Origin of the sequence: Nocardia sp. CA-119907, assembly GCF_050955995.1 — a bacterium.
Classification (GTDB): Bacteria; Actinomycetota; Actinomycetes; order Mycobacteriales; family Mycobacteriaceae; genus Nocardia.
The window spans coordinates 2,050,675-2,076,829 of sequence record NZ_CP192091.1 but is presented as its reverse complement, the minus strand read 5'-3'; the positions used below and the strand labels follow the sequence as shown (position 1 = coordinate 2,076,829).

The 26,155-nt window shown below is 66.0% G+C and carries 22 protein-coding genes; 11 read left to right on the top strand and 11 right to left on the bottom strand.

The genetic code is table 11. From position 1 onward, the window contains the following. Nucleotides 1–61: 61 nt before the first annotated feature. From ACQP2D_RS09205 to ACQP2D_RS09195, 3 genes are all read right to left on the bottom strand, one after another. A complete protein-coding gene (locus tag ACQP2D_RS09205) occupies nt 62–919 on the bottom strand; it encodes a mechanosensitive ion channel family protein (RefSeq protein WP_433683286.1) in 858 nt (285 codons plus the stop codon). Next, the gene (gene prfB / locus ACQP2D_RS09200) at nt 920–2,035 is read right to left on the bottom strand and encodes a peptide chain release factor 2 (RefSeq protein WP_433683285.1); all 1,116 of its coding nucleotides are present in this window, start codon (nt 2,033–2,035) and stop codon (nt 920–922) included. Between the two features lie 205 nt (nt 2,036–2,240). Further along, a complete protein-coding gene (locus tag ACQP2D_RS09195; RefSeq protein ID WP_433683284.1) occupies nt 2,241–3,098 on the bottom strand; it encodes a helix-turn-helix transcriptional regulator in 858 nt (285 codons plus the stop codon). Between the two features lie 131 nt (nt 3,099–3,229). Here ACQP2D_RS09195 and ACQP2D_RS09190 point away from each other — a divergent pair, with 131 nt between their 5' ends. Together ACQP2D_RS09190 and hisN are read left to right on the top strand one after the other, a co-directional pair. Continuing rightward, entirely contained in the window at nt 3,230–3,814 is a 585-nt protein-coding gene (locus ACQP2D_RS09190; protein ID WP_433683283.1) for an NADPH-dependent FMN reductase, read from the top strand. A gap of 411 nt (nt 3,815–4,225) precedes the next feature. Continuing rightward, nucleotides 4,226–5,011 carry a histidinol-phosphatase gene (hisN, locus tag ACQP2D_RS09185; RefSeq protein WP_433683281.1) on the top strand — a complete coding sequence of 262 codons (786 nt, stop codon included), beginning with the start codon at nt 4,226–4,228 and terminating at the stop codon, nt 5,009–5,011. 69 nt (nt 5,012–5,080) lie between these two features. Here hisN and ACQP2D_RS09180 read toward each other — a convergent pair whose 3' ends face one another. The 3 genes from ACQP2D_RS09180 to ACQP2D_RS09170 all read right to left on the bottom strand — a co-directional run bounded on the left by ACQP2D_RS09180 (nt 5,081) and on the right by ACQP2D_RS09170 (nt 8,362). Continuing rightward, nucleotides 5,081–6,046, bottom strand: coding sequence for an SMP-30/gluconolactonase/LRE family protein (locus tag ACQP2D_RS09180; RefSeq protein WP_433683280.1), 966 nt, complete (start codon nt 6,044–6,046; stop codon nt 5,081–5,083). A 305-nt stretch (nt 6,047–6,351) separates the two neighbouring features. Then, nucleotides 6,352–6,615 carry a hypothetical protein gene (locus ACQP2D_RS09175; RefSeq protein ID WP_433683279.1) on the bottom strand — a complete coding sequence of 88 codons (264 nt, stop codon included), beginning with the start codon at nt 6,613–6,615 and terminating at the stop codon, nt 6,352–6,354. Next, nucleotides 6,548–8,362 (bottom strand): ArnT family glycosyltransferase, encoded by a 1,815-nt coding sequence (locus ACQP2D_RS09170; protein WP_433683277.1) that lies wholly within the window; start codon nt 8,360–8,362, stop codon nt 6,548–6,550. Before ACQP2D_RS09170 ends, ACQP2D_RS09175 begins: the two co-directional genes overlap by 68 nt. 132 nt (nt 8,363–8,494) lie before the next feature. On the opposite strand from ACQP2D_RS09170, the gene ACQP2D_RS09165 reads away from it, so the two are divergent. The 9 genes from ACQP2D_RS09165 to ACQP2D_RS09125 all read left to right on the top strand — a co-directional run bounded on the left by ACQP2D_RS09165 (nt 8,495) and on the right by ACQP2D_RS09125 (nt 19,574). Next, complete coding sequence (locus ACQP2D_RS09165) at nt 8,495–9,886, top strand: acyl-CoA dehydrogenase family protein (protein ID WP_433683276.1); 1,392 nt, start codon at nt 8,495–8,497, stop codon at nt 9,884–9,886. A gap of 33 nt (nt 9,887–9,919) precedes the next feature. Further along, entirely contained in the window at nt 9,920–11,140 is a 1,221-nt protein-coding gene (locus ACQP2D_RS09160) for an acyl-CoA dehydrogenase family protein (protein WP_433683275.1), read from the top strand. Between the two features lie 236 nt (nt 11,141–11,376). Next, nucleotides 11,377–12,003, top strand: coding sequence for a hypothetical protein (locus ACQP2D_RS09155; protein ID WP_433683274.1), 627 nt, complete (start codon nt 11,377–11,379; stop codon nt 12,001–12,003). A gap of 104 nt (nt 12,004–12,107) precedes the next feature. Then, nucleotides 12,108–12,617: an ArsR/SmtB family transcription factor gene (locus ACQP2D_RS09150; protein ID WP_433683272.1), complete on the top strand. Its 510-nt coding sequence runs from the start codon at nt 12,108–12,110 to the stop codon at nt 12,615–12,617. Between the two features lie 144 nt (nt 12,618–12,761). Then, complete coding sequence (locus ACQP2D_RS09145) at nt 12,762–14,387, top strand: acyl-CoA synthetase (RefSeq protein ID WP_433683271.1); 1,626 nt, start codon at nt 12,762–12,764, stop codon at nt 14,385–14,387. A gap of 208 nt (nt 14,388–14,595) precedes the next feature. Next, a complete protein-coding gene (locus tag ACQP2D_RS09140) occupies nt 14,596–16,254 on the top strand; it encodes an acyl-CoA synthetase (RefSeq protein ID WP_433683270.1) in 1,659 nt (552 codons plus the stop codon). A gap of 170 nt (nt 16,255–16,424) precedes the next feature. Further along, nucleotides 16,425–16,988, top strand: a complete 564-nt coding sequence (locus ACQP2D_RS09135; protein WP_433683269.1) for a hypothetical protein — start codon at nt 16,425–16,427, stop codon at nt 16,986–16,988. A gap of 305 nt (nt 16,989–17,293) precedes the next feature. Next, nucleotides 17,294–18,748: a PepSY-associated TM helix domain-containing protein gene (locus tag ACQP2D_RS09130; RefSeq protein WP_433683268.1), complete on the top strand. Its 1,455-nt coding sequence runs from the start codon at nt 17,294–17,296 to the stop codon at nt 18,746–18,748. A gap of 121 nt (nt 18,749–18,869) precedes the next feature. After that, nucleotides 18,870–19,574, top strand: coding sequence for a hypothetical protein (locus tag ACQP2D_RS09125; protein WP_433683267.1), 705 nt, complete (start codon nt 18,870–18,872; stop codon nt 19,572–19,574). Between the two features lie 156 nt (nt 19,575–19,730). Here the strand turns inward: ACQP2D_RS09125 and ACQP2D_RS09120 are convergent, their stop codons facing one another. From ACQP2D_RS09120 to galK, 5 genes are all read right to left on the bottom strand, one after another. Beyond that, nucleotides 19,731–20,873 (bottom strand): MAB_1171c family putative transporter, encoded by a 1,143-nt coding sequence (locus tag ACQP2D_RS09120; protein ID WP_433683266.1) that lies wholly within the window; start codon nt 20,871–20,873, stop codon nt 19,731–19,733. A 534-nt stretch (nt 20,874–21,407) separates the two neighbouring features. Next, nucleotides 21,408–22,664: an epoxide hydrolase family protein gene (locus ACQP2D_RS09115; protein WP_433683265.1), complete on the bottom strand. Its 1,257-nt coding sequence runs from the start codon at nt 22,662–22,664 to the stop codon at nt 21,408–21,410. Between the two features lie 68 nt (nt 22,665–22,732). Further along, entirely contained in the window at nt 22,733–22,987 is a 255-nt protein-coding gene (locus ACQP2D_RS09110; protein ID WP_433683263.1) for a hypothetical protein, read from the bottom strand. 12 nt (nt 22,988–22,999) lie between these two features. Then, nucleotides 23,000–24,694, bottom strand: a complete 1,695-nt coding sequence (locus ACQP2D_RS09105) for a sodium:solute symporter family protein (RefSeq protein ID WP_433685592.1) — start codon at nt 24,692–24,694, stop codon at nt 23,000–23,002. Between the two features lie 175 nt (nt 24,695–24,869). Continuing rightward, nucleotides 24,870–25,991: a galactokinase gene (gene galK / locus ACQP2D_RS09100; RefSeq protein WP_433683262.1), complete on the bottom strand. Its 1,122-nt coding sequence runs from the start codon at nt 25,989–25,991 to the stop codon at nt 24,870–24,872. Nucleotides 25,992–26,155 lie beyond the last annotated feature (164 nt).

Here is a 26,155-nt window from a genome sequence, read left to right as displayed (position 1 = left end):
CTTGACGAACAGATACAACACGAACGTGGCGATCCAAGTTGCCAGCAGGATCGCCGTGGATCTACGTGGTCTCACTGATTCCCTCCCGGCGCAACGCCGCGGCGACTCGCACCCGCAACTCGCGACCGACTTCGAATTGTTTACCTGGCAACGTTCGGGCAACCATTCGGATGTTCATCTGGTCCACTGTCAGATCTTCGACGCCCATCACGGTGGGCTCGTCGAGCAGCAACGGCTTCAACTTTCGGTCCTCGTACGCCCTTGTACCGACCTCGTGCAGGATCTCGTTGACCCTGGTGATATCGGCGCTGGCCGCAACCGGTACATCGATGGCGGCGCGCGCCCAATCCTTCGACAGATTTGTGACTTTCACAATCTGGCCGTTGGGCACGGTGATCACCTCACCATCGGCATTGCGCAGTGTGGTGATCCGCAACGTGACGTCCTCGACCGTACCCTCGGCCTGCTCCGCGGATCCAGTGACGGCGATGCGAACCACATCACCGAATCCGTACTGCCGCTCGGTGATCAAGAAGAATCCGGCAAGAATGTCCTGCACAATGCGCTGCGCGCCGAAACCCAGCGCGGCGCCGAGTACGGCCGCTGGCGCAACCAGGCCAGTGACACCGAAGCCGAACCGGCGCAACACCTCGATGCCGACCAGGACGTAGACGATCGTCAGGATCACCCAGGTGACGACCTGTGCCAGCGCATGCCGATGCTTGGCCGCCTCGGAACGCACCAGGGCGTCGCTGCTGCGGAAGCCCGCGTCGATCCGGCGGGTGATCCGGTCTCTGACGAAGGTGGCGAACCGGCTGAACAACATCGCCCCGAGGATGTACAGGACGATCTCTAGACCGGAGGACCGCAGCCAGGTGGTGAAGTCGGTGGACGTGGAGAAAGCCTGGGGTACGTCCAACTAGCTCGCCTGCTCTCGCATTCGCCAACGAATTCCGGATTCGATGAAACCATCGATATCACCGTCGAGCACGGCACTCGGATTGTTGACTTCGTAGTTGGTGCGCAGATCCTTGACCATCTGGTACGGGTGCAGCACATAGGAGCGCATCTGGTTGCCCCAGGACGCACCCTCGTTGGTCTTGAGCGCGTCCATCTCGGCGCGCTCCTCCTGCCGCTTGCGCTCCAGCAGTTTGGCCTGCAGCACGCGCATGGCCGAAATCTTGTTCTGCAGCTGGGATTTCTCGTTCTGACAGGTCACCACGATGCCGGTGGGAATATGCGTGAGCCGCACGGCCGAGTCGGTGGTGTTGACGCTCTGACCACCCGGACCCGATGAGCGGTACACGTCGACGCGGACCTCGCCCTCCGGAATCTCGATGTGGTCGGTGGTCTCGACCACTGGCAACACCTCGACCTCGGCGAAGGAGGTCTGGCGGCGCCCCTGGTTGTCGAATGGGCTGATCCGGACCAGCCGGTGCGTGCCCATCTCCACCGAGAGGGTGCCGTAGGCATAGGGCGACTTCACCGCGAAGGTGGCGCTCTTGATACCTGCTTCTTCGGCGTAGGAGGTGTCGTAGACCTCGACGGAGTACTTGTGCCGGTCGGCCCAGCGGATGTACATGCGCATCAGCATCTCGGCCCAGTCGGCGGCATCCACACCACCCGCGCCGGAGCGAATGTTGACCAGCGCCTCGCGCTTGTCGTATTCGCCCGAGAGCAGGGTGCGGACCTCCATGGCCTCCACATCACCGTGCAGTGCGGCCCGTTCGGCGTCGGCATCGGCGAGCGCGGCCACCCTGGCCTCGCCCTCCTCTTCCTCGGCCAATTCATAGAGCACCGCTAGATCGTCGAGCCGCTGCCGCAGCTCCTCGACTCGACGCAACTCGCTCTGAGCGTGCGACAGCTCACTGGTGACCCGCTGCGCGTGCTCCTGGTTGTTCCACAGATCGGGATCGGCGGCCTGATGCTCGAGCTCATCGATCCGTCGACGCAGCTCCTCGACATCGAGGACCGACTCGACGGTCTTGAGGGTTGCGTCGAGTTCGGCGATATCAGCGGAAACGTCAGGATGCACGATGCTCAAGCCTACTGGGCGCGGTTGAGACGGTGAAACACACGGGCACGTGCGCGGCGGTGCTCGGGTGCCGGTGACGCTGGCGACACCTGCCCCCGGCCGACGGATGGAGCACGCGCTTTTCGCGCGAACACGGCAGAGATGGCCCGATTCGACGGGAAAATGCCTGCTCAGACCCATCGACTTCGGGTCTACGGACCCGTTGTCAGCCGGAAACGGCGCGGAGCCCACCCGGACGGCGACCGGCGAGCGAATCCAGCGCGGCGGCGGTCACATCGTCCGCGGGCAGGTAGACGATCAGTTGCTGATCGTCGTCGGCAGAGAGTTCGAGGGTTTCGTAGGTGAGGCGCAGTGCACCCGCCGCGGGGTGATTCAGGCGGGTGGTGCCGGTGGCGGCGGCGAGGCTGGGTACGGATTCGACGCGGCGGGTGAACTCGGCACCGGCGGCGATGGTCAGTTCGTCGGCCAAGGCCGCGATATGCGGATCAGCGCGGAACGGACCCTGCTTCAGTGCGGCGACCAGTTCGTCGGCAATGTGGTCCCAATTGGAATAGGAGGTGCGGGCGCGTGGGTCGGTGAAGACGAAGAGCGCGAGATTGGCGCGGTCCGCATCGTCGAGCAGCCCGATCGGTGCCATCAGGCGCTCATAGCCCTCGGTCCAGGCGAGCACGTCCCGCAGCCGGTTGACGATCAGCGCGGGCGCGGGTTCGAGGCGATCGAGGACGGCGCGGACCGTGGCGCGCACCTCGCGCGGCGGCCGCGCGCCGCCCATGCAGCTGAATCCGGGGTCGGCCCCCTTGATGAGCCGGTGCAGGTGGACGCGTTCGCTCGGCGCCAAGCCGAGTGCGTCGGCGAGTGCGGACACCACCGAAGGGGACGGGCGGCGATCACGGCCCTGTTCGAGTCGCGTGATGTATTCGACGCTCACTCCGGCCAGGGTGGCCAGTTCGGCGCGGCGCAGGCCGGGGGTGCGGCGGCGCGGTCCGGTGGGCAGCCCCACCTGGGCTGGCGTCACCGCTTCACGGCGGTTGCGCAGGAACAAGCCCAACTCGTTATCGCTCACGACTCGACGGTACAAGTGCGGTCGGCGCGGAGGGTGTCCCTGCCACTACCACTCTTCGCGCGGTCTTCCTGGTCGCGACGTCGGGCAGCAGATTTGGACGCGAACAACCTCGTGATCGAAGGAGAACACCAATGTCCACGTTGAAGCTCGCGGTGATCATCGGCAGCGTTCGGGAAGGACGCTTCGCACCGGCCGTCGCCTCCTGGTTCGTCGAGCAGGCCGCCCGCCACGGCGCGTTCGAAATCGACCTCATCGACCTGGCCGAGGCCGAACTGCCATTGGCACTGCCCGCGGTCCCTCCCTTGATGGAGCCCGATCCGGAGCGGCCGGCCGGAATGACCGACCTCACCAGGCGACTCGGCGAAGCCGACGCATTCGTCATCCTCACCCCCGACTACAACCGCAGCTACCCTGCCTCACTGAAAGCGGCCATCGACTGGCACTTCACCCAATGGGACCGCAAGGCAATCGGTTTCGTCGGTTACAGCGGCGCCAGCGGCGGCCTGCTCGCCATCGAACACCTGCGCCAGGTCTTCAACGAACTCAACGCCCACACCATCCGCAACTACGTCACCTTCCCCCGCTACTACCTGCTCTTCGACGCCGAAGGCAAGCTCCTCGAACCAGAGGAACCCGCCGCAGCCGCAACATCCATGCTCGACCAATTGCACTGGTGGGCAACCGCCCTCACCGCCGCCCGCTCCACCGCGGCCTAACCCGCCCCGCAATCGCCGCCTGACCAACCCCACACACCCTCGAGGCTGACCACCGGCATCGCCCACCGACCGTCCCCAGTGAAATGGCGGCCAGTCGGCCGGAGTCGGCGAGCCGAACATGGCGGGCAGAGTTGACGCATAGCTCGTGACTACCTCGCACAGGGGTACGGCCTATGCGAGGTAGTCATTAGATATGCGACAAGTGCCGAGGAGCGGGCCTGGAGCACGCGCAATGCGCTGGCTGGCCGAACGACCGAGGCGTCGCGGAAGTGCCGATCGACGGTCGTCCGCGCTGGGGGACGTCCTGTCCGGAGGGACGTCCAGTCCGGAGGGACGGTCAGTCCGGAGGGGCGTCCAGTCCGGAGGGACGTCCTGTCCGGAGAGATGGCGGGCTGGGGATAGGGTTCGGGGGTGGCTGACTACTCCTCCGATCTCGAACTCGCCCTGCGCTTGGCCGATGTGGCCGACGGGATTACCCGGGCGCGGTTCGGTGCGCTGGATCTGAAGGTGGATTCGAAGCCGGATCTGACGCCGGTTTCGGATGCGGATCTGGCGGTGGAGCAGGCGATTCGGGAGGTGCTCGCACAGGAGCGGCCCGAGGATTCGGTGCTCGGCGAGGAGTTCGGCGGCGATGTCGAGTTCAGCGGACGGCAGTGGGTGATCGATCCGATCGATGGCACCAAGAACTTCGTGCGCCGGGTGCCGATCTGGGCGACATTGATCTCACTGCTCGAAGACGGTGTGCCGGTGGTCGGCGTAGTGAGCGCGCCCGCGCTGACCCGGCGCTGGTGGGCCGCGGCGGGTTCCGGCGCCTTCGCCAGCTTCGATTCCGATGCGCCGAAACCCATTTCGGTCTCCGCCGTCAGCGACCTCGGCTCCGCCAGCCTGGCCTTCTCCAGCCTCTCCGGCTGGCACGAACGCGGCCTCCGCGAAAAATTCCTCGACCTCACCGACAATGTCTGGCGCGTCCGCGGCTACGGCGACTTCTTCAGCTACTGCCTACTGGCCGAGGGCGCAGTCGACATAGCCACCGAACCCGAAGTCTCCCTCTGGGACCTGGCCGCCCTCGACATCCTCATCCGAGAAGCAGGCGGCCACTTCACCTCCCTAACCGGCACCCCCGGCCCCCACAACGGCAACGCCCTGGCCACCAATACCCTCCTCCACCCCCAAGCCCTATCCCACCTCCACCCCTGATCCGTCGAGAACGCGCTGGTGCGGGTAAACGTCGAGTGCCCACCAGCACCAGCGCATGCTCGTCGATTTCTAGCGTCTCGGGTCGGCGGGGGTCAGGTCGATTCCGGGGGGTGGGCGGAGGCGGCGCAGGGTGCCGTCCATGCTGGTGACGTAGAGGGCCCAGGTGTCGGCGTCGCGGGCTATTCGTACGGAGGTGGCGCCGTCGGGGGGGTTGCGGAGGGGGGCGGGTTTGATCAGGCCGGTGATGATCGTGCAGGCGGTGCCGGTGGCGGGATCGATCTGGTAGACGGCGCCCTGGATGTGGTCGGCGACGAAGAGTTGGTTCGCTCGGGTGGCTTCCATATCGTCGGGGAGCGCGATCATCGTGGGGGCAGCGGCGACAACGGTTGGGTTGTTGGGGTCGTCGAGTGGGACGCGGAAGACGCGCAGGGTCATATTGTCGGTGTAGATCGACTTTCCGTCGGGGGCGAGCGCGAGTCCGTTCGTCCACGGCAGGCTGGACCAGCCCTTCGTGTACTCCCCTGTCGATGGCCGATACCGCGAGATACCGGTCGCCGGGCCGGAGATCCCGATCGTGGCGAACAACAGGTCCCCGTCGGGTAGTTCCAAGAGTCCGTTCGGACCGGACAGCTCCGTGAGCAGGATCGTCACCGCACCGGTGTCCATGTCATAGCGTCGCAAGGTGCCCGGCGCCTCGGCCAAACCATCGCCGGTGAGGAAGTAGACGGAACGGCCGACGACGCGCACTCCGGCCGGATGATCCAGCCCGGTGACCAGCTTCTCGAAATTGCCAGCGGCATCGATATGAGCGAGGTACCCGTCCATGATCCCGGTGACGTAGAAACCGCCAGCACCGTCGGTATCGAGATTCTCCAGATTCCCGACTCCGCTGACGATCGTCGATACGTCCCAGCCATCCGCACACGATCCGGCGGGCGTCTGCGCCCCGGCCGAACCTCCGGTAACGATGCCTGCCGCAACGGCCGCTGTCAGCACCGTTGCCCTTAGTCGCCGCCGCCGCGGCCGTCTTGCCATGCGGCACAACCTAACAGCCGGGCGGGCATATCGCCCGGGACGAACATCCCGTCCCGGGCGACTCGGCTTATGGAGTGAACAACATGCCCATCAAGCTGACGATCCCGGAGGCGAACTGATCGAACATGCGAATCACCACGACATCTCCTTCACTTCTGCGATGGAAGACAGTCTCGGCACAGAGCGCGACCGAGGCTGCGGACGGCACCTTATTCGACAGGCGTCGATCGGTCTTCGTAGCCGGTGGGGTGCTTGGATGGCTCCAAATTTTTTTCTTGGCAACCAAGATCATTCGAGGTGGCCCGTCAGCCCAGATGTTCGGCCTGTGGCCACAGTTCGGACCAGGGCACTCGCGGTTCGCGGCAGACGAACAGCGGCCGGCCCTGTTCGTCATTGTCGATGCCGAGACCGTTGTCGATGCGACCGACGGGTTCGACGTCGGCGAAGTACCGCGTCAGCTGGTCGTGGTCGAGGCCGACGGCGATGACCGCGGTGGCCGTATCACCGGGTGGGCCCCCACCACCAGTAGGAGTTGTGGCCGCTGTGCGGTGTGGGCAGTCCGTATTCACCGCCGAAATGCTCGATCGCGCCCGCCTCGCCGTAGTTGGCGGTGAGGATGGCGATATCGGAGCCGAGCGTCGCGCGCACCTCGGCGATTCGGCGCACGAACTGCGGCCAACCGATGGTTTCGCCCGCGTCGTAGTTGATCGCGAGCACCGGCGAATCCTTCAGCTCCGCTATGGGCAATACCGGCAGGAACAGTACCGCCGACACGGCCGCGTTCACCGTGATAGCCGAACCCACTGCCACCCAACGGTTTCGCCGGTTCGCAAGCCACTCGACGACCGGTACGGCACCGGCCGCGAGCAGCACCGGATACATCCCGCCCAGGTAGTACGCCTTGCCGCCGACGACGGCGAAGCCCACGAACAGCAACGCATACGCGACCGCGAAGGCCCGGCGGCGCGGATCCCGCCACAGACGCCAGAGCCCGAAAATCCACAGCGGCACCAATAGCGGACCCATCAGCCCGAGTTGCAGAACTACGAACGCCACCGGTGAGTCCGAGGTGCCGGAGGAGCCACCCGCGATCGCCCGGCTCAGCCCCCACTGCGGCCACCCGTGGTGCGCCTGCCACCACAGATATGGCAGCCAGAGCACCGCGGCGAGCCCGATCGCCATCGGAAAGTACCTCGTCGCGAATATCTTTCGCGGACCGACCAGGACCAGTGCCAATACCAGCGCACCGACCGGAAAGACCAACAGCGCCTTGTTCAGCAATCCGATCCCGACTACGAGCCCCACCCCGAGCCACCACCGCTGGGCCGTCGTCCTTCGCCATCCACCCGCATCCCCGACCGCAGACGCACACTCCCCGCCCACGGGCGCGCCCTCACACTCCGCACCCTTGCGCTCCACGCCCACACCCGCACCGCCACGCTCGACGCCCACGCGCGCACCCCCACACTCGACAACCGCACGCTCCGCACCTTCACGCTGCACGCCCGCACGCTCCACGCCCACGGGCGCACCCTCACACTCGACACCCACACACTCCGCACCCACACGCTCCGCACCTGCGCACTCCGCACCCACACGCTCCGCACCCACACGCTCCGCACCTGCGCACTCCGCACCCACACGCTCCGCACCTGCGCACTCCGCACCCGCACGCTTCACACCCACACCGGCACTCCCCGACTCGACACCCACACGCTCCGCACCCTCGCGCCCCACGCCCCTACCCGCACGCTCGATGCCCACGCGGGCACACCCACGCCCCACACCGTCACGCTCCGCACCCACACTGGCGCGGTGCACCGCACCCACACGCGCACCCGCCAGCCTTCCGCGCCCGCCGCTCCCCGCAGCCAGCACATCTGGATCGCGCAGCAGCCGCAACACCAGCAGGCAGACCAATCCGAACGCCGCCATATCGAAGGACGTCGTGGTCAGTAGATGACCGACACCCAGCACCATCGCGGCGCTCGCGACCGCGGCCGACGCCAGCACCTGCGCCCCGCGACCACCGCCGAGTTCGCGCGCCATCAGCCCGGCGGCAACGACGACCGACGTCGCGGCCGCGATCGACGGAATACGCAGCAGCAGTAACGAATCGGCATCGATTGCCGCCATTGCGCGGGCGAGTAGCGGGGTCAGTGGTGGCTGATCCGGATAGCCCCAATCGAGGTGTCGGCCGGCGGCGAGAAAGTACAGCTCATCCCGGTGATAGCCATAGCGGTCGGCGAAGGCGGCCAGTAGCGCGGCAAAGACAACGGCGACGGCGATCAGCTGTCGCGCCGCGATTTTGGGCACTCGTCCAGCCTGACACAGTTCGGCCGCGTATGCTGCACCTCGACGCGCTTCTTACTCAGGAGTAAGATAGCCTTACTCAGGAGTAAGATAGCTGGGACAAGACCGCACCACACCCACCCGAGAAAACAGGTGATGATGAGTACTCGAGACAGCGCAACGACGCGACGTCCAGACACGTCCGCGGTCGGCCTGAACCACCCCAAGCGGGACTGGATGGGCGCGGCCATGCGGGTCATGACGACCCTTACCGGTTCGGATCTCGCCGAGAAGTACAACCTGCGCAAGCCGATCGAGCGAGTCACCTACGAAGGCACCAAGACCGGTTTCCGCACCCTCGGTGCCGCAACTCGCGCATTCGGCAAGGTTGCCGGCGGTGGCGCTCCGAAGCGCCTGGCCGACAACGAGTCCAAGAACAAGGGCTACTTCGACCTGACCCCGAGCGACGAGCAGCAGATGATCGTGGAGACGGTGAAGGAATTCGCCGCCGAGATCCTGCGCCCGGCCGCCTACGAGGCCGACAATGCCGCCAAGGCGCCGCGCGACCTGCTCGAGCGCGCCGCCGAACTCGGCATCACCCTGATCAATGTGCCCGAGGAGCTGGAAGGCGCGGCCGCCGAGCGCGGCGCGGTCACCAACTCGATGGTCGCCGAGGCGCTCGCGCACGGCGATATGGGGCTGGCCCTGCCGATTCTCGCGCCCAGCGGTGTCGCGGTCGCCCTGTCCCAGTGGGGCACCGATGCACAGCAGCAGACCTACCTGCCCGCCTTCACCGGCGAGAATGTGCCGCAGTCCGCGGTCGTGATCAGCGAGCCGCGCGCCCTGTTCGACCCGTTCGCACTGCAGACCAAGGCCACCCGCTCGCCGAGCGGCTTCCGGCTCAACGGTGTGAAGAGCCTGGTCCCGGCCGCCGGTGACGCCGAGCTGTTCATTATCGCCGCCGAACTCGACGGCCGCCCGGCCCTGTTCATCGTGCCGTCCGACGCCCAGGGTCTGGTCGTGGAGGCCGATCCGAGCATGGGGCTGCGGGCCGCCGGCCTCGGCCGCCTACTGCTCGACAATGTCGCGGTCGGCGCGGATGCCATCCTCGGCGACAGCGACGCCATGACCCGCGCCGAGGAGTACGCGGACGCGGTGCGCCTGGCTCGACTCGGCTGGGCCTCGCTCGCCATCGGCACCGGTCAGGCCGTGCTCGACTACGTGATTCCGTACGTCAACGAGCGCGAGGCGTTCGGCGAGCCGATCTCGCACCGCCAAGCGGTCGCGTTCATGGTCGCGAACATGGCAATCGAACTGGACGGCCTGCGGCTCGTGACCCTGCGGGGTGCGTCACGCGCGGAGCAGGGTCTGTCCTACGCCCGCGAGGCGGGGCTGGCCCGCAAGCTCGCCACCGATAAGGGCATGCAGATCGGTCTGGACGGCGTGCAGCTGCTCGGCGGCCACGGCTTCACCAAGGAACACCCGGTCGAGCGCTGGTACCGCGATCTGCGGGCCATCGGCGTCGCCGAAGGTGTCGTGCTCATCTAACCGGCTGGTTCCTCAACTTCCAGGAGATATTCCATGATCAATCTCGAACTCCCGAAGAAGCTGCGGGCCAGCGCCAATCAGGCCCATCAGGTCGCCCAGGAGATCTTCCGGCCGATCTCGCGCAAGTACGACCTCGGCGAGCACGAGTACCCGGTCGAACTCGACACCATGGCCGCCATGGTCGAGGGGCTGGCCGACTCCGGCACCCAGAAGATCGGCGGCGCGGCCGGTGGCCGCTCCGATACCGACGAGCACGCCACCGAACTGCTCGGAAATACCAACGGCGGCAATATGTCCGCGCTGCTGAACGCGCTGGAGACCTCCTGGGGCGATGTCGGCCTGATGCTCTCCATCCCCTATCAGGGTCTCGGCAACGCGGCCATCGCGGCCGTCGCCACCGACGAGCAGCTGAAGCGTTTCGGCAAGGTGTGGGCCTCGATGGCGATCACCGAACCGTCCTTCGGCTCCGACTCGGCCGCCGTCACCACCACCGCCGTGCTCGATGGCGACGAGTGGGTGCTCAACGGCGAGAAGATCTTCGTGACAGCGGGCCAGCGCTCCACCCACATCGTGGTGTGGGCGTCGGTGGACCGCAGCCTCGGCCGCGCCGCGATCAAGTCGTTCGTCGTGCCCCGCGACGCTCCGGGTCTTTCGGTGGCCCGGCTCGAGCACAAGCTCGGCATCAAGGCCTCCGATACCGCGGTACTGCTGTTGCAGGACTGCCGGATTCCGAAGGACAACATCCTCGGCAGCCCGGAAGTCAATGTGGAGAAGGGTTTTGCCGGGGTCATGCAGACCTTCGACAACACCCGTCCCTTGGTCGCGGCCATGGCGATCGGTGTCGCACGGGCGGCGCTCGAGGAACTGCGCACCATCCTGACCGAAGCCGGTGTCGAGATCTCCTATGACATCCCGGCCAATAACCAGCACGCCGCGGCTGCCGAATTCCTGCGCATGGAAGCCGATTACGAGTCCGCCTATCTGCTCGCCCTGCGCGCGGCCTGGATGGCCGACAATAAGAAGCCGAATTCGCTGGAGGCCTCCATGTCCAAGGCCAAGGCGGGTCGCACCGGCACCGATGTCACCCTGAAGGCCGTCGAATTGGCCGGTGCCATCGGCTATTCCCAGCGCACCCTGCTCGAAAAGTGGGGCCGTGACTCGAAGATCCTCGACATCTTCGAAGGCACCCAGCAGATCCAGCAGCTCATCGTCGCGCGCCGAGTACTCGGCAAGACCAGCGCCGAGCTGAAATAGGAAGTCGGACAAGGAAACCGGTGTCGGTCCGTTGGTGGACCGGCACCGGTTTTTGGTTTCCCCGGTCGCAGTGCATCGGGATCAGATCGTCATCGTGCTGCGCCAACACGATCGCCGGACCGCCCAGATATCGGGTGCCACAGATCGCCCGCAAAGTAGCGACCGGTATCTTGGCTGCGATCGTTCAGCGGACGACTGCCATCGAGCTGTACCAAGACCCCGCAAGGAGACTGGTTATGCACAGACTGGGTTTGATACGTCGCTTCACCGCCGCACTCGCGGCCGCCACCGCATTCGCAACTGTTTTCTGTGGTCATGCCGCTGCCGAACCGGTGGCGATCGACTGGAACGCGGGTGTACAGCAGCTGCGGTCGGCGGCCCGCGGCAATCCTGCGGCCGAGCAGGCCGTGGACCGGCTGCTGGCCACCGGACAGGTTGTCACGCAGGTGGCATTGCCGGCGCAGCCGTTCCAGATGCCAGCGCAATCCGATATCGGGCGCGGTGACGGACCGGGCGTCTACGGGTCCGGTATCGCCCTCGGGTACGACGGGTTCCGATTCGGATTCTTCGGCGGCCCGGGCACGATCTCCCCGATCCAAGATGGCGCCAAGCTTCAGGTGATGTGGATCAACCTGTCCAACGGCCGCAGCGGCACCGAGACGCTCACCGAGCACAATGACGCCACGGTCGACACGACCATCCGCACCCGCACCCTCGACATCGGTAGCGGCTTGGTCGTCGCCGCGGTCTACGGAACACTGTGGCATCGTTGGCCCGTTCCGGTCAGCGATGCCAACCCGGACGGTTTCCAGTACAAGCTGGCCACCATCTCCATCCCGTCCTTCGGGGCCGTCTACAACTGACCCCGGCACTCGAGCCCGGCATGGACTTCCGTGCCGGGCTCTTGCTTCACACCGGTCTGTGCTCAGCCATTGCCAGCAATTAATGACTCCGTTAGTTTGCCCTCGTGAGCGTGGAAGACCGACTAGCGAAACTCGAACGCCGACGCGCGGCCAAGGACCTTGTCCGGGATGGCAACAGACAGGCGATCGGGTCCGCCCCACAGGGCGGGTGGGCGCTGCGGCGGCTTCATCAAGAGTTCGCGGATGCAGACGAGAGCAATGGCGGGGTGATGTTCGCCGGTTCGGGCCGACTACCCAGTGCGGAACAGTTCGACTGGCAGGTCCAGTTCGGCACCGATGACATCGTTGCCTACGACTGGGACGATGCCGCCGAATGCCTTGCCGCCCTCGGCAGTCCGGTCCGCCTGCGCATTCTGCGGGAGATCCTTCGCGGCAGCAGAACCGCGGCCGAGCTCACCGACCTCGACGAGTCCGGCTCCTCCGGTCAGATCTACCATCACCTGCGCCAACTGGCCGCCACCGGCTGGCTGCACACCGTGGGCAACGGCCGCTTCGAAGTTCCCCCGAACCGCGTGGTGCCACTGTTGGTCGCATTGGCGACCGCGCGCCGATGACGATCGAGATCTGGCGGACGAGTGCGATTCGACCGCAATCTGTGATGCCCGACACAGCCACTGATACGGTTGGTGCGACATAAACGCCCGTTCGATATCGCTAGGTCGAGGGCCGACGCGAGTTCCTTGTGGAGGTGTTCGACGATGAAGTTGGCGCATGCGCTCGAGGTTGTGAAGGCGCTGGGAGTGCTGCGGTCACGCGGGGTCAGCGATCCCACGAAACCGCTGGAAACGCTGCGGACGGCGAAGGAATCGCAGGTCTATGGGCCGCAGGCGACGCTGATCCGGCATTCGGCCCGGGTCGCGCCCGATGCCCCCGCACTGGTGGACGAGGGCGGCGAACTGACCTATCGGCAGCTGGACGAGCAGTCGACCGCGATCGCGCGCGGGCTGCGGCAGGCGAATTTGACCGAGGGGTCCGTGGTCGGTGTGCTGGCGCGCGACCACCGCGGCCTGATCCTGGCCATGGCCGCCGCGGGAAAACTCGGCGTGCGGGTCGCACTGATGAACACCGGATTCGCCAAGCCGCAGTTCGCCGAGGTCTGCGAGCGCGAGAAGGTCAAGGCGGTCCTGCACGACAGCGAGTTCCTCGGCCTGCTCGACGCGCTGCCCACCGATCTCCCGCGCTACCTCACCTGGGTCGACGAGGGCACCGAATTGCCCGAGGGCGCCAAGACTCTCGATGATCTGATCGCCGCCAACTCGACCGCGGACCTGCCCGCGCCGTCCAAGCCGGGCGGCTTCGTCATCCTCACCAGCGGCACCACCGGCCTGCCCAAGGGCGCACCGCGCAGCAAGGTCACCCCGCTGGCCACCGCGCAGATGGTGGACCGAATCCCGTTCCCGATCCGGGGAACTCAGGTCATCGTCTCGCCGATCTTCCACAGCACCGGACTAGGCACGTACCTGGTCGCCTCCGCGATGAGCAACAAAGTGGTGGTGCGCCGTCGCTTCGACGCCGAGGCCACACTGAAGATGGTGGCCGATCACAAGGCCGAGATGCTGGTCGCGGTGCCGACCATGCTGCACCGGATGACCGAACTGGCACCGGAGATCCGCGCCAAATACGACACCACCTCGCTGAAATGCATTCTGCTCGCGGGTTCGGCGCTCGCACCGGAGCTGTGTATCAAGGCGACCCAGGTCTTCGGCCCGGTCCTGTACAACCTGTACGGATCGACCGAATGCGCCGTCGCCACCGTCGCGAATCCGGAGGATCTGGCGCTGGCACCCGGCACCGTGGGCCGCGCGCCGATCACCTGCGAGGTCCGGCTCTACGACGATAACGACAAGCAGGTCAGCGCGATCAACACCACCGCGCGCATCTTTGTCCGCAGCGGCGCGCCCTTCGAGGGCTATACCGACGGCAGGCATAAGCAGATCATCGACGGCTATATGTCCAGCGGCGATGTCGGTCACTTCGACGAGCACGGCCTGCTGATGGTGGACGGCCGCGATGACGACATGATCGTCTCCGGCGGTGAGAACGTCTTCCCGCAGGAGGTGGAGAACCTGCTGCTGGAGCGTCCGGACGTCTTCGACGCGGCGGTGGTAGGCGTCGACGATGTCGAGTTCGGTAAGCGCCTGCGCGCCTTCGTGGTCCCCGAGCCGGGGCACTCCCCCGATGGTGAGGAGATCAAGACCTACGTCAAGGAGAATCTGGCCCGCTACAAGGCGCCCCGCGAGGTCATCTTCCTCGACGATCTTCCGCGCAACCCCACGGGCAAACTGCTGCGCCGGGTCCTCGTCGAGTACGACGTCAAGGCTTAGCCGAACGCGGCCGCCCCGGCGAAAACCGGGGCGTACCGGCGCGTTTCACGCTTCCGACGGAAGATGAGCCCGGGCGCGCCCGGGCCGATGAGATACATGACACACCAGGTCACAGATGCTTGCTATTGTTAGCGACAGCACTGGATCTCGAAGTTGCGGTCCACACCACCCCCGGTCCCGGTGGGCGGACTGCGGAAGGCGTTGTCGAATGTCTCTATCTCTGCCTGCGTTGAATGACTCCGTTCGGAAGGCGGGCGATTTAGCCCAAGGCGTGAACGTCATGGTCAAGCGGCGGCTGTTCAATCCGCTGCGGCCCGATCATGCGGCCCGGTCCGCATTCAACGTGCTGAAGTTCGGCCCGTTCGCCGGTGTCGTCATGCATGCGGCACAGACCAGGCCGGGCGCGGCCGCCATTGTCGACGAACGCGGCGAGGTGACCTTCGGCCAACTCAACGAGCAATCGAGCGCGCTCGCGCGTGGGCTCGCAGCGCAGGGCCTCGAGCCTGGTGACGTGGTCGCCCTGCTGGCCCGCGATCACCGCGGCATGGTGTTGAGCCTGCTCGCGACCGGCAAACTCGGCGTCCGCACCGTGCTGATGAATACCGGCTTCGCCAAGCCCCAGTTCGCTGATGTGGCCGAGCGCGAGCGCGTCAAGGCCGTACTGCACGACAGCGAATTCCTCGATCTGATGAGCGCGATTCCCGCCGATATCCCCCGCGTGCTCACCTGGGTCGACGAGAAGGACAATGTCGATCCATCGGTGCCGACCATCGAATCGCTGATCGCGGGCCGCTCGACCGAACCGATGCCCGCGCCCGCCAAGCCGGGTGGCATGGTCATCCTGACCAGCGGCACCACCGGCACCCCGAAGGGCGCGCCGCGCGATCGGGTCAGCCCGTTCGCCTCGGCCCAGTTCGTCGACCGGGTGCCGCTGCCGAACAACGGCACCATGATCATGGCCGCGCCGATCTTCCACGGCACCGGCCTCTCGCAGTTCACCCTCGGTCTGGCGCTCGGCAACCGGGTGATCTTCCAGCAGCGCCGCTTCGATCCCGAACGCACCCTCGCGAATATCACCGAGTACAAGGCGGATTCGCTGGTCGTGGTCCCGACCATGTTGCAGCGCATCCTCGATCTCGGCGACGAGGTGCTGGCCAAGTACGACCCGAGCAGTATCAAGGTGATCTTCGCGGCGGGCTCGGCCATCGCACCCGATGTCGTCACCCGCACCCTCGACTACTTCGGTGACAGTCTCTACAACCTGTACGGCTCCACCGAATGCGCGGTCATGACCGTCGCGACCCCGCAGGATCTGCGCAAGGCCCCGACCACCGCGGGCAAGGCGCCGGTCGGCATCCGGATCGTGCTGCTCGATGAGAACCGCAAGCCGATCACCGAGCCCAATGTGACCGGCACCATCTTCGTCGACAACGGTTTCGCCTTCACCGGCTACACCGACGGCCGCACCAAGGAGATCGTGGACGGCATGATGTCCAGCGGTGACGTCGGACATTTCGATGCCGAGGGCCTGCTCTACATCGATGGCCGTGACGACGACATGATCGTCTCCGGTGGCGAGAACGTCTTCCCACTCGAGGTGGAAAACCTCATCGCGGGCCGCGACGATATCTTCGAGGCGGCCGTGGTCGGCGTGGACGATCGCGAATTCGGAAAGCGGTTGCGTGCCTTCGTCGTTCCCGGTCCGGACTCCAAGCGCGACGCGCAGGAGATCAAGGATTACGTCAAGGCGAATCTGGCGCGTTACAAGGTGCCGCGCGAGGTGATCTTCCTCGACGAACTGCCCCGCAATGCGACCGGCAAGCTGCTGCGCAAGCCGCTGATCGAAATGGAAATCGACGCAAGCTGATTCGAACTCGGGGCCGCACACCTTCGATTTCCCGGCCGCGGAATTCGTACGGATATCCGGAGGTGTGCGGCTTTCGCATTTCTTCCACCTGGAAACTCGATGCATCCCATGGATTTCGGCGATCGGCCGGGGTGGCGATCGGCCGGTAATTCGTCAGCTATCATCAGCGCGTGAGTATCGAGTTCGGCCCGGCCGCTGCGGGGCAACGCAGCGCCGTCGCGCGGGTGCGCGGCGCATGTGCCGGTTCGATCTCCGGGGCCATATCCGTTGCCGCACATGGGTGGGCGTCCGGCGGTATGGCGCCGAGCGGTACCACCCTGGCACTGCTCGCTGCCACCGCGGCCGTCGTCGGTGCGCTCGTCGCCGGTATCGCATCGCTGCGCCACAGCTCGATCGGGCTGGTCATGGTGCTGGCCATCGGTCAGCTGCACGGCCACCTCACCATGGGGTGGAGCTCGGGGCATATGCAGCACGGCGATGTCCAGCTCAGTCCCGGGATGTTGGCCGCGCACATTCTCGCGGCCATCGTTGCGGCAATGGTGATCCGAGGCGCGGAAGCCGCGTATCGGATCGGCTGTGCCGTGCTGTCCCGAGTGCTGCCGCTGCGCTATCACCCGCCCGCGATTCCGGGGCCGGTGCCGCTGCGCCTGCCCCATCGCGATCGCGTCATTCTGCGGATTTTCGCGGCGGACTCGCTGCGCACGCGTGGCCCGCCGCTGGTGTTCGGTTACTGATTCTCCTTTACCCGGTGCACGGGCTCCGCTCGTGCGTCGCCGTCACCCGCGCACATACCTTTCCGCGGACGAGATCTCACATCACCGTGTGACATCGATTCCGTTGTTCAACGGTGCACCGATCAGCACTGCTATCGATCGCATCCGTTGTTGCGCGGCGCTCTTCGCGCCCGGCGAAACGCCGGGATCCGCTGCCCGTCATGAATTCCGGCGAATCGCCGCGATGACGGCGTTCGGTGGATTCCGACGGCCCTCGTCGACGACGGCCGATTCCGGGTGCCTCCGAACTCCAGAAACGAATCACCATGAGCATTACGGACATCAGTCCACCGGATGCCGAATCAGCGGATCCGGCAAAGGAAACGACCAATCGGCCGCGCACTGGCCTCTATCCCCTGGCCATGCGGCTGCATTTCTACGCGGGCATTTTCATCGCACCGTTCATCCTTATCGCAGCGGTCACCGGAGCGCTCTATGCGATCTCCCCGACCTTGGAATCGATAACCTCGCACGATCTGTTGAAGGTCGAGCCGACTGGTCCGATGCGGCCGCTGTCCGAACAGGTCACCGCGGCAGTCGCCACCCAGCCCACGCTGAGGCTGGTCGCGGTGGCTCCGGCACCCGAGGCCGATGACACCACTCGCGTGCTGTTCGATGATCCGTCACTCGGCGAATCCGAACGTCGCGCCGTCTTCGTGGATCCGTATACCGCGCAGCCGGTCGGCACCGATGTCGTCTATGGCAGCTCGGGTGCGCTTCCGCTGCGCACCTGGATCGATAGGCTGCACCGGGATCTGCACCTCGGTGAGCCGGGACGCATCTACAGCGAACTCGCCGCCTCCTGGCTGTGGGTTGTCGCCCTGGCCGGTCTGGTGTTGTGGATCCGCAGGGTCCGCAACCGTCGCAACCGGAACTCGGCGGCCTGGCTGCTGGCACCGGACAGCGCCCAGAAGGGTCGCGGCCGGTTGATGAATTGGCATGGCGTCGTCGGAGTTTGGATCATGCCGGTGATCCTGCTGCTCTCGGCGACCGGCATGACCTGGTCGACCCATGCGGGTGAGAACATCACCGAACTGCGCCAGCAGCTGAGCTGGACCACCCCCGCGGTGAGCACCGCGCTGCCGGGCGCGACTGCCACCGAACACTCCGGGGGCGATCACCACGGTGGCGGCGAACACGCGCACGCGCCGGTCGACACGCCGACCCGGATCGCGCAACTCGACGCGGTATATGCGGCGGCCCGCGCCAACGGCATAACCCAGGGCGCGGAGATCAGCATTCCGGCCGAGCCCGGTGTGGCTTTCGCGGTGAAGGAGCGGCGCATGTCCGGCACCTACACCGTCGACGCGGTCGCCGTCGATGGCGCCACCGGCTCGATCACCGGCACATTGCCCTACGCCGAGTGGCCGCTGATGGCCAAGCTCACCAACTGGGGCATCCAGTTCCACATGGGCCTGATGTTCGGGCTGCTCAATCAGTTGCTGCTGCTGGTCGTGATGATCGGGCTGATCGCCGTGCTGGTGCTCGGCTACCTGATGTGGTGGAAGCGGCGGCCGACCCGTGGTTCGTCGCGCCCGGCCATCGGACGTGCACCCCGGCGCGGCGCATTGCGCCGAACCTCGCCGTGGCTGGCGCTGCCGATTGTGGCGGCCGCGCTGGTCGTCGGGTGGTTCGTCCCACTGGTGGGGCTGAGCCTGCTCGCCTTCCTCGCCGTCGATGTCATCGTCGGCCTGATCGCACGCGGCCGCGCCACGGCATAGCCGAATACCGCCGGGGCGTGAGGGGCTCCGGCAGTTACCAATTCGACCTACCGAACGTCAGAGGTACGGCCGCTGTATCGCCATGCCTCGAGCTGTTCAAGACAAAGGATTCACCCATCTCATGAAGATCACCAAGTTCGCCCTGGCCGCCGCGTTCATGACAACCGCGGTGGGTATGTCCGCCGGTGCGAGCTACGCCGCGCCGATCGAGGACGCCCCGATCAACTTCACCGCCGACACCACCGACACCCAGTCGATCATTACCACTGATGGTGGCTCGCTGGTCATCGAGGAAGGCGCGCTGAAGATCAAGGCCGCCAATGGAACTACCGTCGCGGGCACGCCGCTGATTTTCCGGGTCGACGACTTCGAATTCCCGATAGCGGCCGATATCACCGACCGCACAGCGACTCTCACGCCGCAGTTCGATATGGCGCACGCGACTTACAAGCCGGTCGCGTTGCCCTTCGAGGACAAGGCGCCGTGGAAGACCGAGTACGACCGTGAACAGGCCGCCTGGTCTCGCATGACCAGCACCATCAGCATGGGCGCCACCATCGGCACCCTGGTGGGCGGCATCGGCGGCGGCGCTGTCGGCTGCGTGCTCGGCGGTATCGCCGGTGCGACGGTCGCGTCGGCCACCATCGTCGGCCTCTTCGGTCCGTTCATTCCGGCCGCCGCGGTCGGCTGCGTCGGCGGCATCGTCGCGATCGGCGCGCTCGGTGTGCTCGCGGGTCAGATCCTGGTGACCGCACCGGTCGCGATCGGTGCCGCGATCCAGTACTTCACCACGCTCGGCCAGCCCTTCAACGCACCGGCGAAGTAGTCTGCGGCACAACGAAAGACAGTGCACCGCCCGATAGCGATCGGGCGGTGCACTCATTGAGCACGCTAGCGGCGGCCCCAGACGGTGCGTCCGAAACGTCATGGGATACCCCCCGATGGCGACCGGCGATCCACCCGCGCGCGCTGCGCGATCGGCTCATTCCACCGCGGCCTTGGCCTGCGGCCAGATGCGGGCCAGGTCGATCAGGAGTGCGAGTTCGGCGTCGAAATCGTGCGCGCCCAAGGGCAAGGGTGGTGGTGCACCGGTGCCAGCGGGCGGCAGGCCCGCCTTTCTGGCCTGCGCCGCCCGACTCAGCCGATGGGCGTAATCGGTGATCCCCCGGTTCCATTCGGGCTCTGGCACGGTATCGCGTTGCGTTTCATCGGCTTCGGCTGGGAGGTAAGCGCCCAGGTGGAGCATTGCGTCGCGGATCTCCACAGTCATCCGCAGTAGCCGGGTGGCCGGATCCGAGCCGTGCCGCGCGTCGGCGGGCATGACGATCTCCGGGACGGCCGCGGTGAGATCACGCCACAGCGGCAGCAGCCGACGGCAGGTTCTGGTGGCGCGATCCATACCCGCTCGCAGCACCAGCTCCGCGACCAGCGGTACCGCGAGCAGCGTCGAACCGGTCGCGACGAACAGCGTGAACGCAGCCGGGACCAGCGACAGTTGTGGTCCGTCGGGCCATCCGGTGGCCAGCTGGGAAAGCGAGAGTGCCTGCGCGCCCCAGATAACCGCAGTTGTGCCGATCATGCCGAAAGACACGATCCGCGCCGCGCGCGGCGTATCGATATCGCGGACTGCACCGAGGCAGCTGCGGGCGAAGACGAACGTGTTGTAGGTGAGTGGTACGGCGAAGGCGCAACCGATGCCCAGTGCATCCCCCGTGCGGCGCAGGTCGACCGTTCGTCCCGAGTATCTGGTCGACGCCGCGGTCAGGACTATCGAGGCCGTCGCGGCCAAGGCGACGAGACCGGCGTTGCGCTGGTTGCGCCATACGATATCCGGCTCGGGATCGGCGCTGACGAGCCGACCGATGCTGTACAGGTGCGTGGTGGTCATCAGAACGCAGCCCAGGGCAAGCTGATTCGCCGGGTCATCGATGGTCGGCGTCGACGCGCACCGGTACATCAGCAGGGCCACGATGCACCACAGGCCCATGTGGATTACCAGCCGGCCCATCTGGTTGTCGAACCGATCGGCATCGGTGCCGCGGACGACCCATAACCAACCCGCCAGCCCCACCGCGAGGTAGCCGATCACCGCCCAGGCCACGATTCCCGATATCGGTGACGACATCGATGCACCCTCTCGGTCCGGAACTCATGCCCGTCGGAGGATACTGCCGTCTCGACGACTCCTGGAACCCAAGACAATTGGGCGGGGGCATGCGCTCGAGACACGCTGCCGCCCGCGACGACCGCGGCCTTGTCCCGTGCACCCATGGGTTACCGCGCCCGCCGATGCGACGATTTCGGCGTGATCGAGCGCACGTTCGCACGGTATCGGCGATGACCGATGCTGACCGCGAATCTGCTGAATTCTGGACAACGCCACCCGCATCGGCCCGCGCTGCGCTTCAGTACGGCAACGATGACCTACACCGAACTGGCGAATCGGACGGCGGGGGTGGCGGCGCTGCTGCGCGGACGGGGGTATCCGGTACGGCGATCGGGTGGCGCTGATGCTGCCGACGACTCAGCGATAGGTGTATGCATCGACGACCCGTCTTACCTTGCCCAGCGGGGCGCCAAGCCGGGCCGATTCCATCGGATTATGACCGCAGATCGGCGATACGGGTGAAATACGCTCTGTCGCAGGGTATTCGGGTTGTCAGCGGCGGCCGCGGAAGGTGCGGCGGAGGTCTTCGGTCCAGAGGTCCGGAATCTCCCAGGGGATGAAGTGGCCGCCCCGGTCGTGGGCGGTGAGGTTGACGTGGTTGTACCAGGGGCCGCGGTCGCTGGCGACGAAGTTGTCGACCCGTTGGTCGGTGGTGACGCCGGGTGGGTTTTCGTAGCCGACGAAGGTGATGCCGGTAGGGGCCTCGATGACCGGGTGGCGGTTGTGCGACGGGGTCCAGGGGTAGCGGTTGTTATTGGCGTAGGTACGGATCGAGGTGCCGATCGAGTTGGTGGCCCAGAAGATCATGGCGTGGGTGAGCAGATCGTCCCTGGGGAAGACGGTTTCGATATCGCCGCCGTCGTCGCTCCACTTCATCCAGCGCTGGAGTATCCAGGCGAGCATGCCGGCGGGTGAGTCGGACAGGCCGAAGGCCAGGGTGCTCGATTCGAGCACATGGGCGGCGAGATGGACGCCGAAGCGGTGCTCCAATTCGATAATTCGGGCGTAGACGTCGGCGGGCAGGCCGTCCGGGATGGGGCGGCCGCCGGTGAGATCCCAGGCCCGGTCGCCGTTGAACAGGGTCAGTTTCTGGCCGGAGCCGATGTGGATGGCGTAGAGCTCATCGGCGTACTTGTGGCCGAGTTGGCCGGTGACCAGTGCGCCGACATCACAGCCTGCCGCGGCGTACCTGTCGTAGCCGAGGGTTTCGGTCATCAAGGTGTGCCAGAGATCGGCCACCTTCCAGAAATTCATATCCGGGTTGTTCGGCAGCGGGGTGGAGAAGCCGAAACCGGGGAACGACGGGACGATCACGTCGAAGGCTTCGGCGGGGTCGGCGCCGTAGGCGCCCGGATCGGCGAGCGGGTCGATGACCTTGGACCAGTGCCAGAACGTCCACGGCCAGCCGTGGGTGAGGATCAGCGGTATCGGATTCGGGCCGACGCCGGGCTTGCGCATGAAGTGCACCGGGACACCGTCGACTTCGACGCGATAGTGCTCGTAGGCGTTGATCGCGGCTTCGGCCTTGCGCCAGTCGTATTCGCTGTGCCAGTACTCGACGAGTTCCTGCAGGTAGCGGCGATCGACGCCGTAGTATCCGTCGTCATTGCCCGCGTCGTCGGGCCAGCGGGTCAGGGCGAGTCGCTGGCGGAGATCGGTGAGCACCTCATCGGGCACATGGATCGGCGTCGCCGGCAATGGAAACGGCCGATTCCCGGCGCGGTCGGATCCGTTGGTTTCGTGACTCAATGACCATCTCCTGCGCGGCATCACGGATGTTTCGACCGTAGCACTCCAAGATCACCGATCCGCGCCGGTCAGGACTCGGGTGGCGAATCCCCGTCGGCGGCAGGCGCACCGGTCTCGGCCGGGACGGACACCGGCCGCAACAGCACCCAGACCAGGAAGGCGAGCGCCACCGCCCCCATGCCGACGCCGGCCCAGACGTTCACATTCACGCCGCCGGTCTTGGCCTGCTCGGCGGCGGTATTGTGCACCAGCCCGGTCACGATCAAGATGACGGCGTAACTGCCGAGCAGTGCGCCGACGATGGTGCGGATATCGAAAAGCATCGGCTGGCCTCCTTATCCGACGATGATATTGAGGGCGATGACCAGAACCAGGGCAATGCCCGCGAGCAGCACCGGACGCTGATACCAGGGCAGGCCGGCCTCGTCCGGATCGTGGCGCAATTGTTTCGGCGTCTCCGAATAGACGAGCCCGACGAGTTCGGCATCCGGCTTCGATGTGGTCACCTGAGTGACCGCGACGCTGACGGCGATATCGACGACGAAGGCGACACCGGCCGCGACGAAACTCGACCCCTGGCCCGACATTTCGAACACATCGGTCTTGTGCAGGATGAAAACCACAATGGCCGAGAGGGTTCCGAAGACCAGCCCCATCCAACCCGCCGTCGGCGTCATCCGTTTCCAGAACATGCCCAGGATGAAGGTCGCGAACAAGGGCGCGTTGAAGAAGCTGAACAGCGTCTGCAGGTAGTCCATCATATTGCTGAAATTGCCCGCGATGAAGGCGGTTCCGATCGCCGCGACGGTCGCACCGACCGTGGCCAGCCGGCCCACGGTCAGGTAGTAGCCGTCCGGCCGATCCCGGCGCACATACTGCTGCCAGAGGTCATAGCTGAACACCGTATTGAAGGCGGAGATATTGGCGGCCATCCCGGCCATGAACGCCGCGAGCAATCCGGCGAGCCCGACACCGAGCAGCCCGTTGGGCAGCACATCCTTCATCAAATACAGCAGCGCCTGGTTGTAGGTGACATCATCACCGGAGAAGTTCGGATCGGCCGTCACCGCCGCCTTGTACTCGCGCATCTGCGGCACCAGCACCGCGCTGATCATGCCGGGAATCACCACGATCAATGGAATGAACATCTTCGGATACGCGCCGATGATCGGGGTGCGCCGGGCGGCGGAAATGGAATGCGTGGCCAGCGCGCGCTGCACCTCGACGAAGTTGGTGGTCCAGTATCCGAACGAGAGCACGAATCCGAGGCCGAACACAATGCCGACCACGGAGAGGAAGTTATTGGAGAACCCACTGAGCGCGGTGCCCGGCCAGGACTCCAACTGTTCGGCACCGCCCGGCGATGCGGTCACCTTGTCCCGAAACCCTGGCCAGCCACCCGCCTTGTGCAGGCCGACCAGGGTCAGCGGCAGCAGCGCGGCGACGATGACGAAGAACTGCAGCACCTCGTTGTAGATCGCCGCGGACAATCCGCCGAGGGTGATGTAGGAGAGCACGATCACGGCCGCGACGATCACCGAGACCCACAGTGGCCAGCCGAGCAGCACATTCAGGATGGAACCGAGCAGGTACAGATTCACCCCGGCGATGAGCACCTGCGCGATCGCGAAGCTCAGCGCGTTGACCAGATGTGCGCCGGTGCCGAAGCGCCGCCGCATGAACTCCGGCACACTGCGCACCTTGGAGCCGTAGTAGAACGGCATCATCACCACACCGAGGAACAGCATGGCGGGCACCGCGCCGATCCAGAAGTAGTGGAAGGTCGGGAAGCCGTATTCGGCGCCGTTGGCCGACATGCCCATGATCTCGACCGCGCCGAGATTGGCGGAGATGAAGGCCAGTCCGGTCACCCACGCGGGCAGCGATCGGCCGGACAGGAAGAAGTCGATACTCGACGAGACCCGCCGCCTGGCCAGCAGACCGATGCCGAGTACGAAGAGGAAATACAGCGCGACCAGCGCATAGTCCACGGGCTGCGCGTCCAGGCGCAGCGTCGACGAGGCCTGCACCGAGACGGTATCCGGCGCTGCTGTGAAAACGGTTGAATCGGCAAGCAGCACAGCGTCGTCCCTCCAGGCGTGAAACCGGGCGTCGAGCCAGTCGTGCGTTCTACTGTGCGTGATTGTGCCGCACCCGCGCGGCACAATCACGCACAAAGGTCGGATGTATCGTCCGATCGGTTGCTCAGTCGAGGCGGTGGGCGCCAGCGCCCGGCAGCACCACGAAGGTACGTGGTGCGTCGAAACCCGATCGCGCGAACCGGTTTCGCACCGCTTCGGCGACCGTCGCGGTGTCATCGCGATCGACGAGCGCGATGACACTGCCGCCGAACCCGCCGCCGACCATGCGCGCACCGTGCGCCCCGGTGGCCAGCGCCGCCGCGACAGCCGTGTCCAGAGCTGGTGTGGACACGGCGAAATCAGCACGCAGCGATTCGTGCGCCGCGGTGAGAATCGGTCCGATCTCGCGTGGATCCGCACCAGCCCGCAATTTTTCGGCAACCGCCAGTACTCGCGCGTTCTCGGTGACGACGTGTCGAGCCCGATGCCGCAGTACCGGGTCGGCGATCCGATCGAGCGCCGCGATCGAATCGACATCGCGCAATGCGGATACGCCGAGTTCCGCGGCCGCCGCCTCGCACTCGGCGCGCCGGGTGGCGTAACCACTGTCGACCAACGCGTGCGGCTGCCCCGTATCGATCACGAGCAGTTCCAAACCGAACCGGTTCAGGTCGAACGGAATCTGTTCGTAGCCACCGCCACGGCTCGCCGCATTGCGAAAATCACGAACGTCGAGGAAGAGCGCGTGCCCCTCCCGGCACAGGATCGAGGCGGACTGATCGAGCACCCCCGTCGGCACTCCCGCGTAGTCGTTCTCGGCGGTACGCGCGATATCGATCAACTCACGATCGGTGACGCTGGGCGCGAACAGCTCTCGCAGGGCGACCGCCACCGCACACGACAACGCGGCCGAGGAGGACAGGCCCGCACCGATCGGCACCGCGCCGTCCAGTTCGAGATCGACCCCGTCGACCGGATACCCGTGCCGCCCGAATTCGGACACAACGCCCAGCGGATACCGCGCCCACGGCGGCAGCCGATCCCGTTCCGCGCCAAGGTCACCCGGCTCGATGAGCACCACCTCACCGGGGCGCTGCCGCGATGCCACCCGCACCAGTCCGTCTCTGCGGACCTCGGCCGCACACTCGACTACCAGCGGTAATGCGATGGGCAGCACGAATCCGTCGTTGTAATCGGTGTGCTCACCGATGATATTGACCCGCCCGGGCGCCACCCACTTCGGCACGAAATTCCTCACTTCGCCATCTCGCCAGTGCCCACGCCTGTCATCCCAGCAACCACCGGAACCACACCCTACGAGACACGCCGCGCGAGCACGGCCTTCGGTCGACGCGGATGCGCGATCGATCTTCTTGACGCACAGTCGAATTTGACGCAATACCGGCCTAA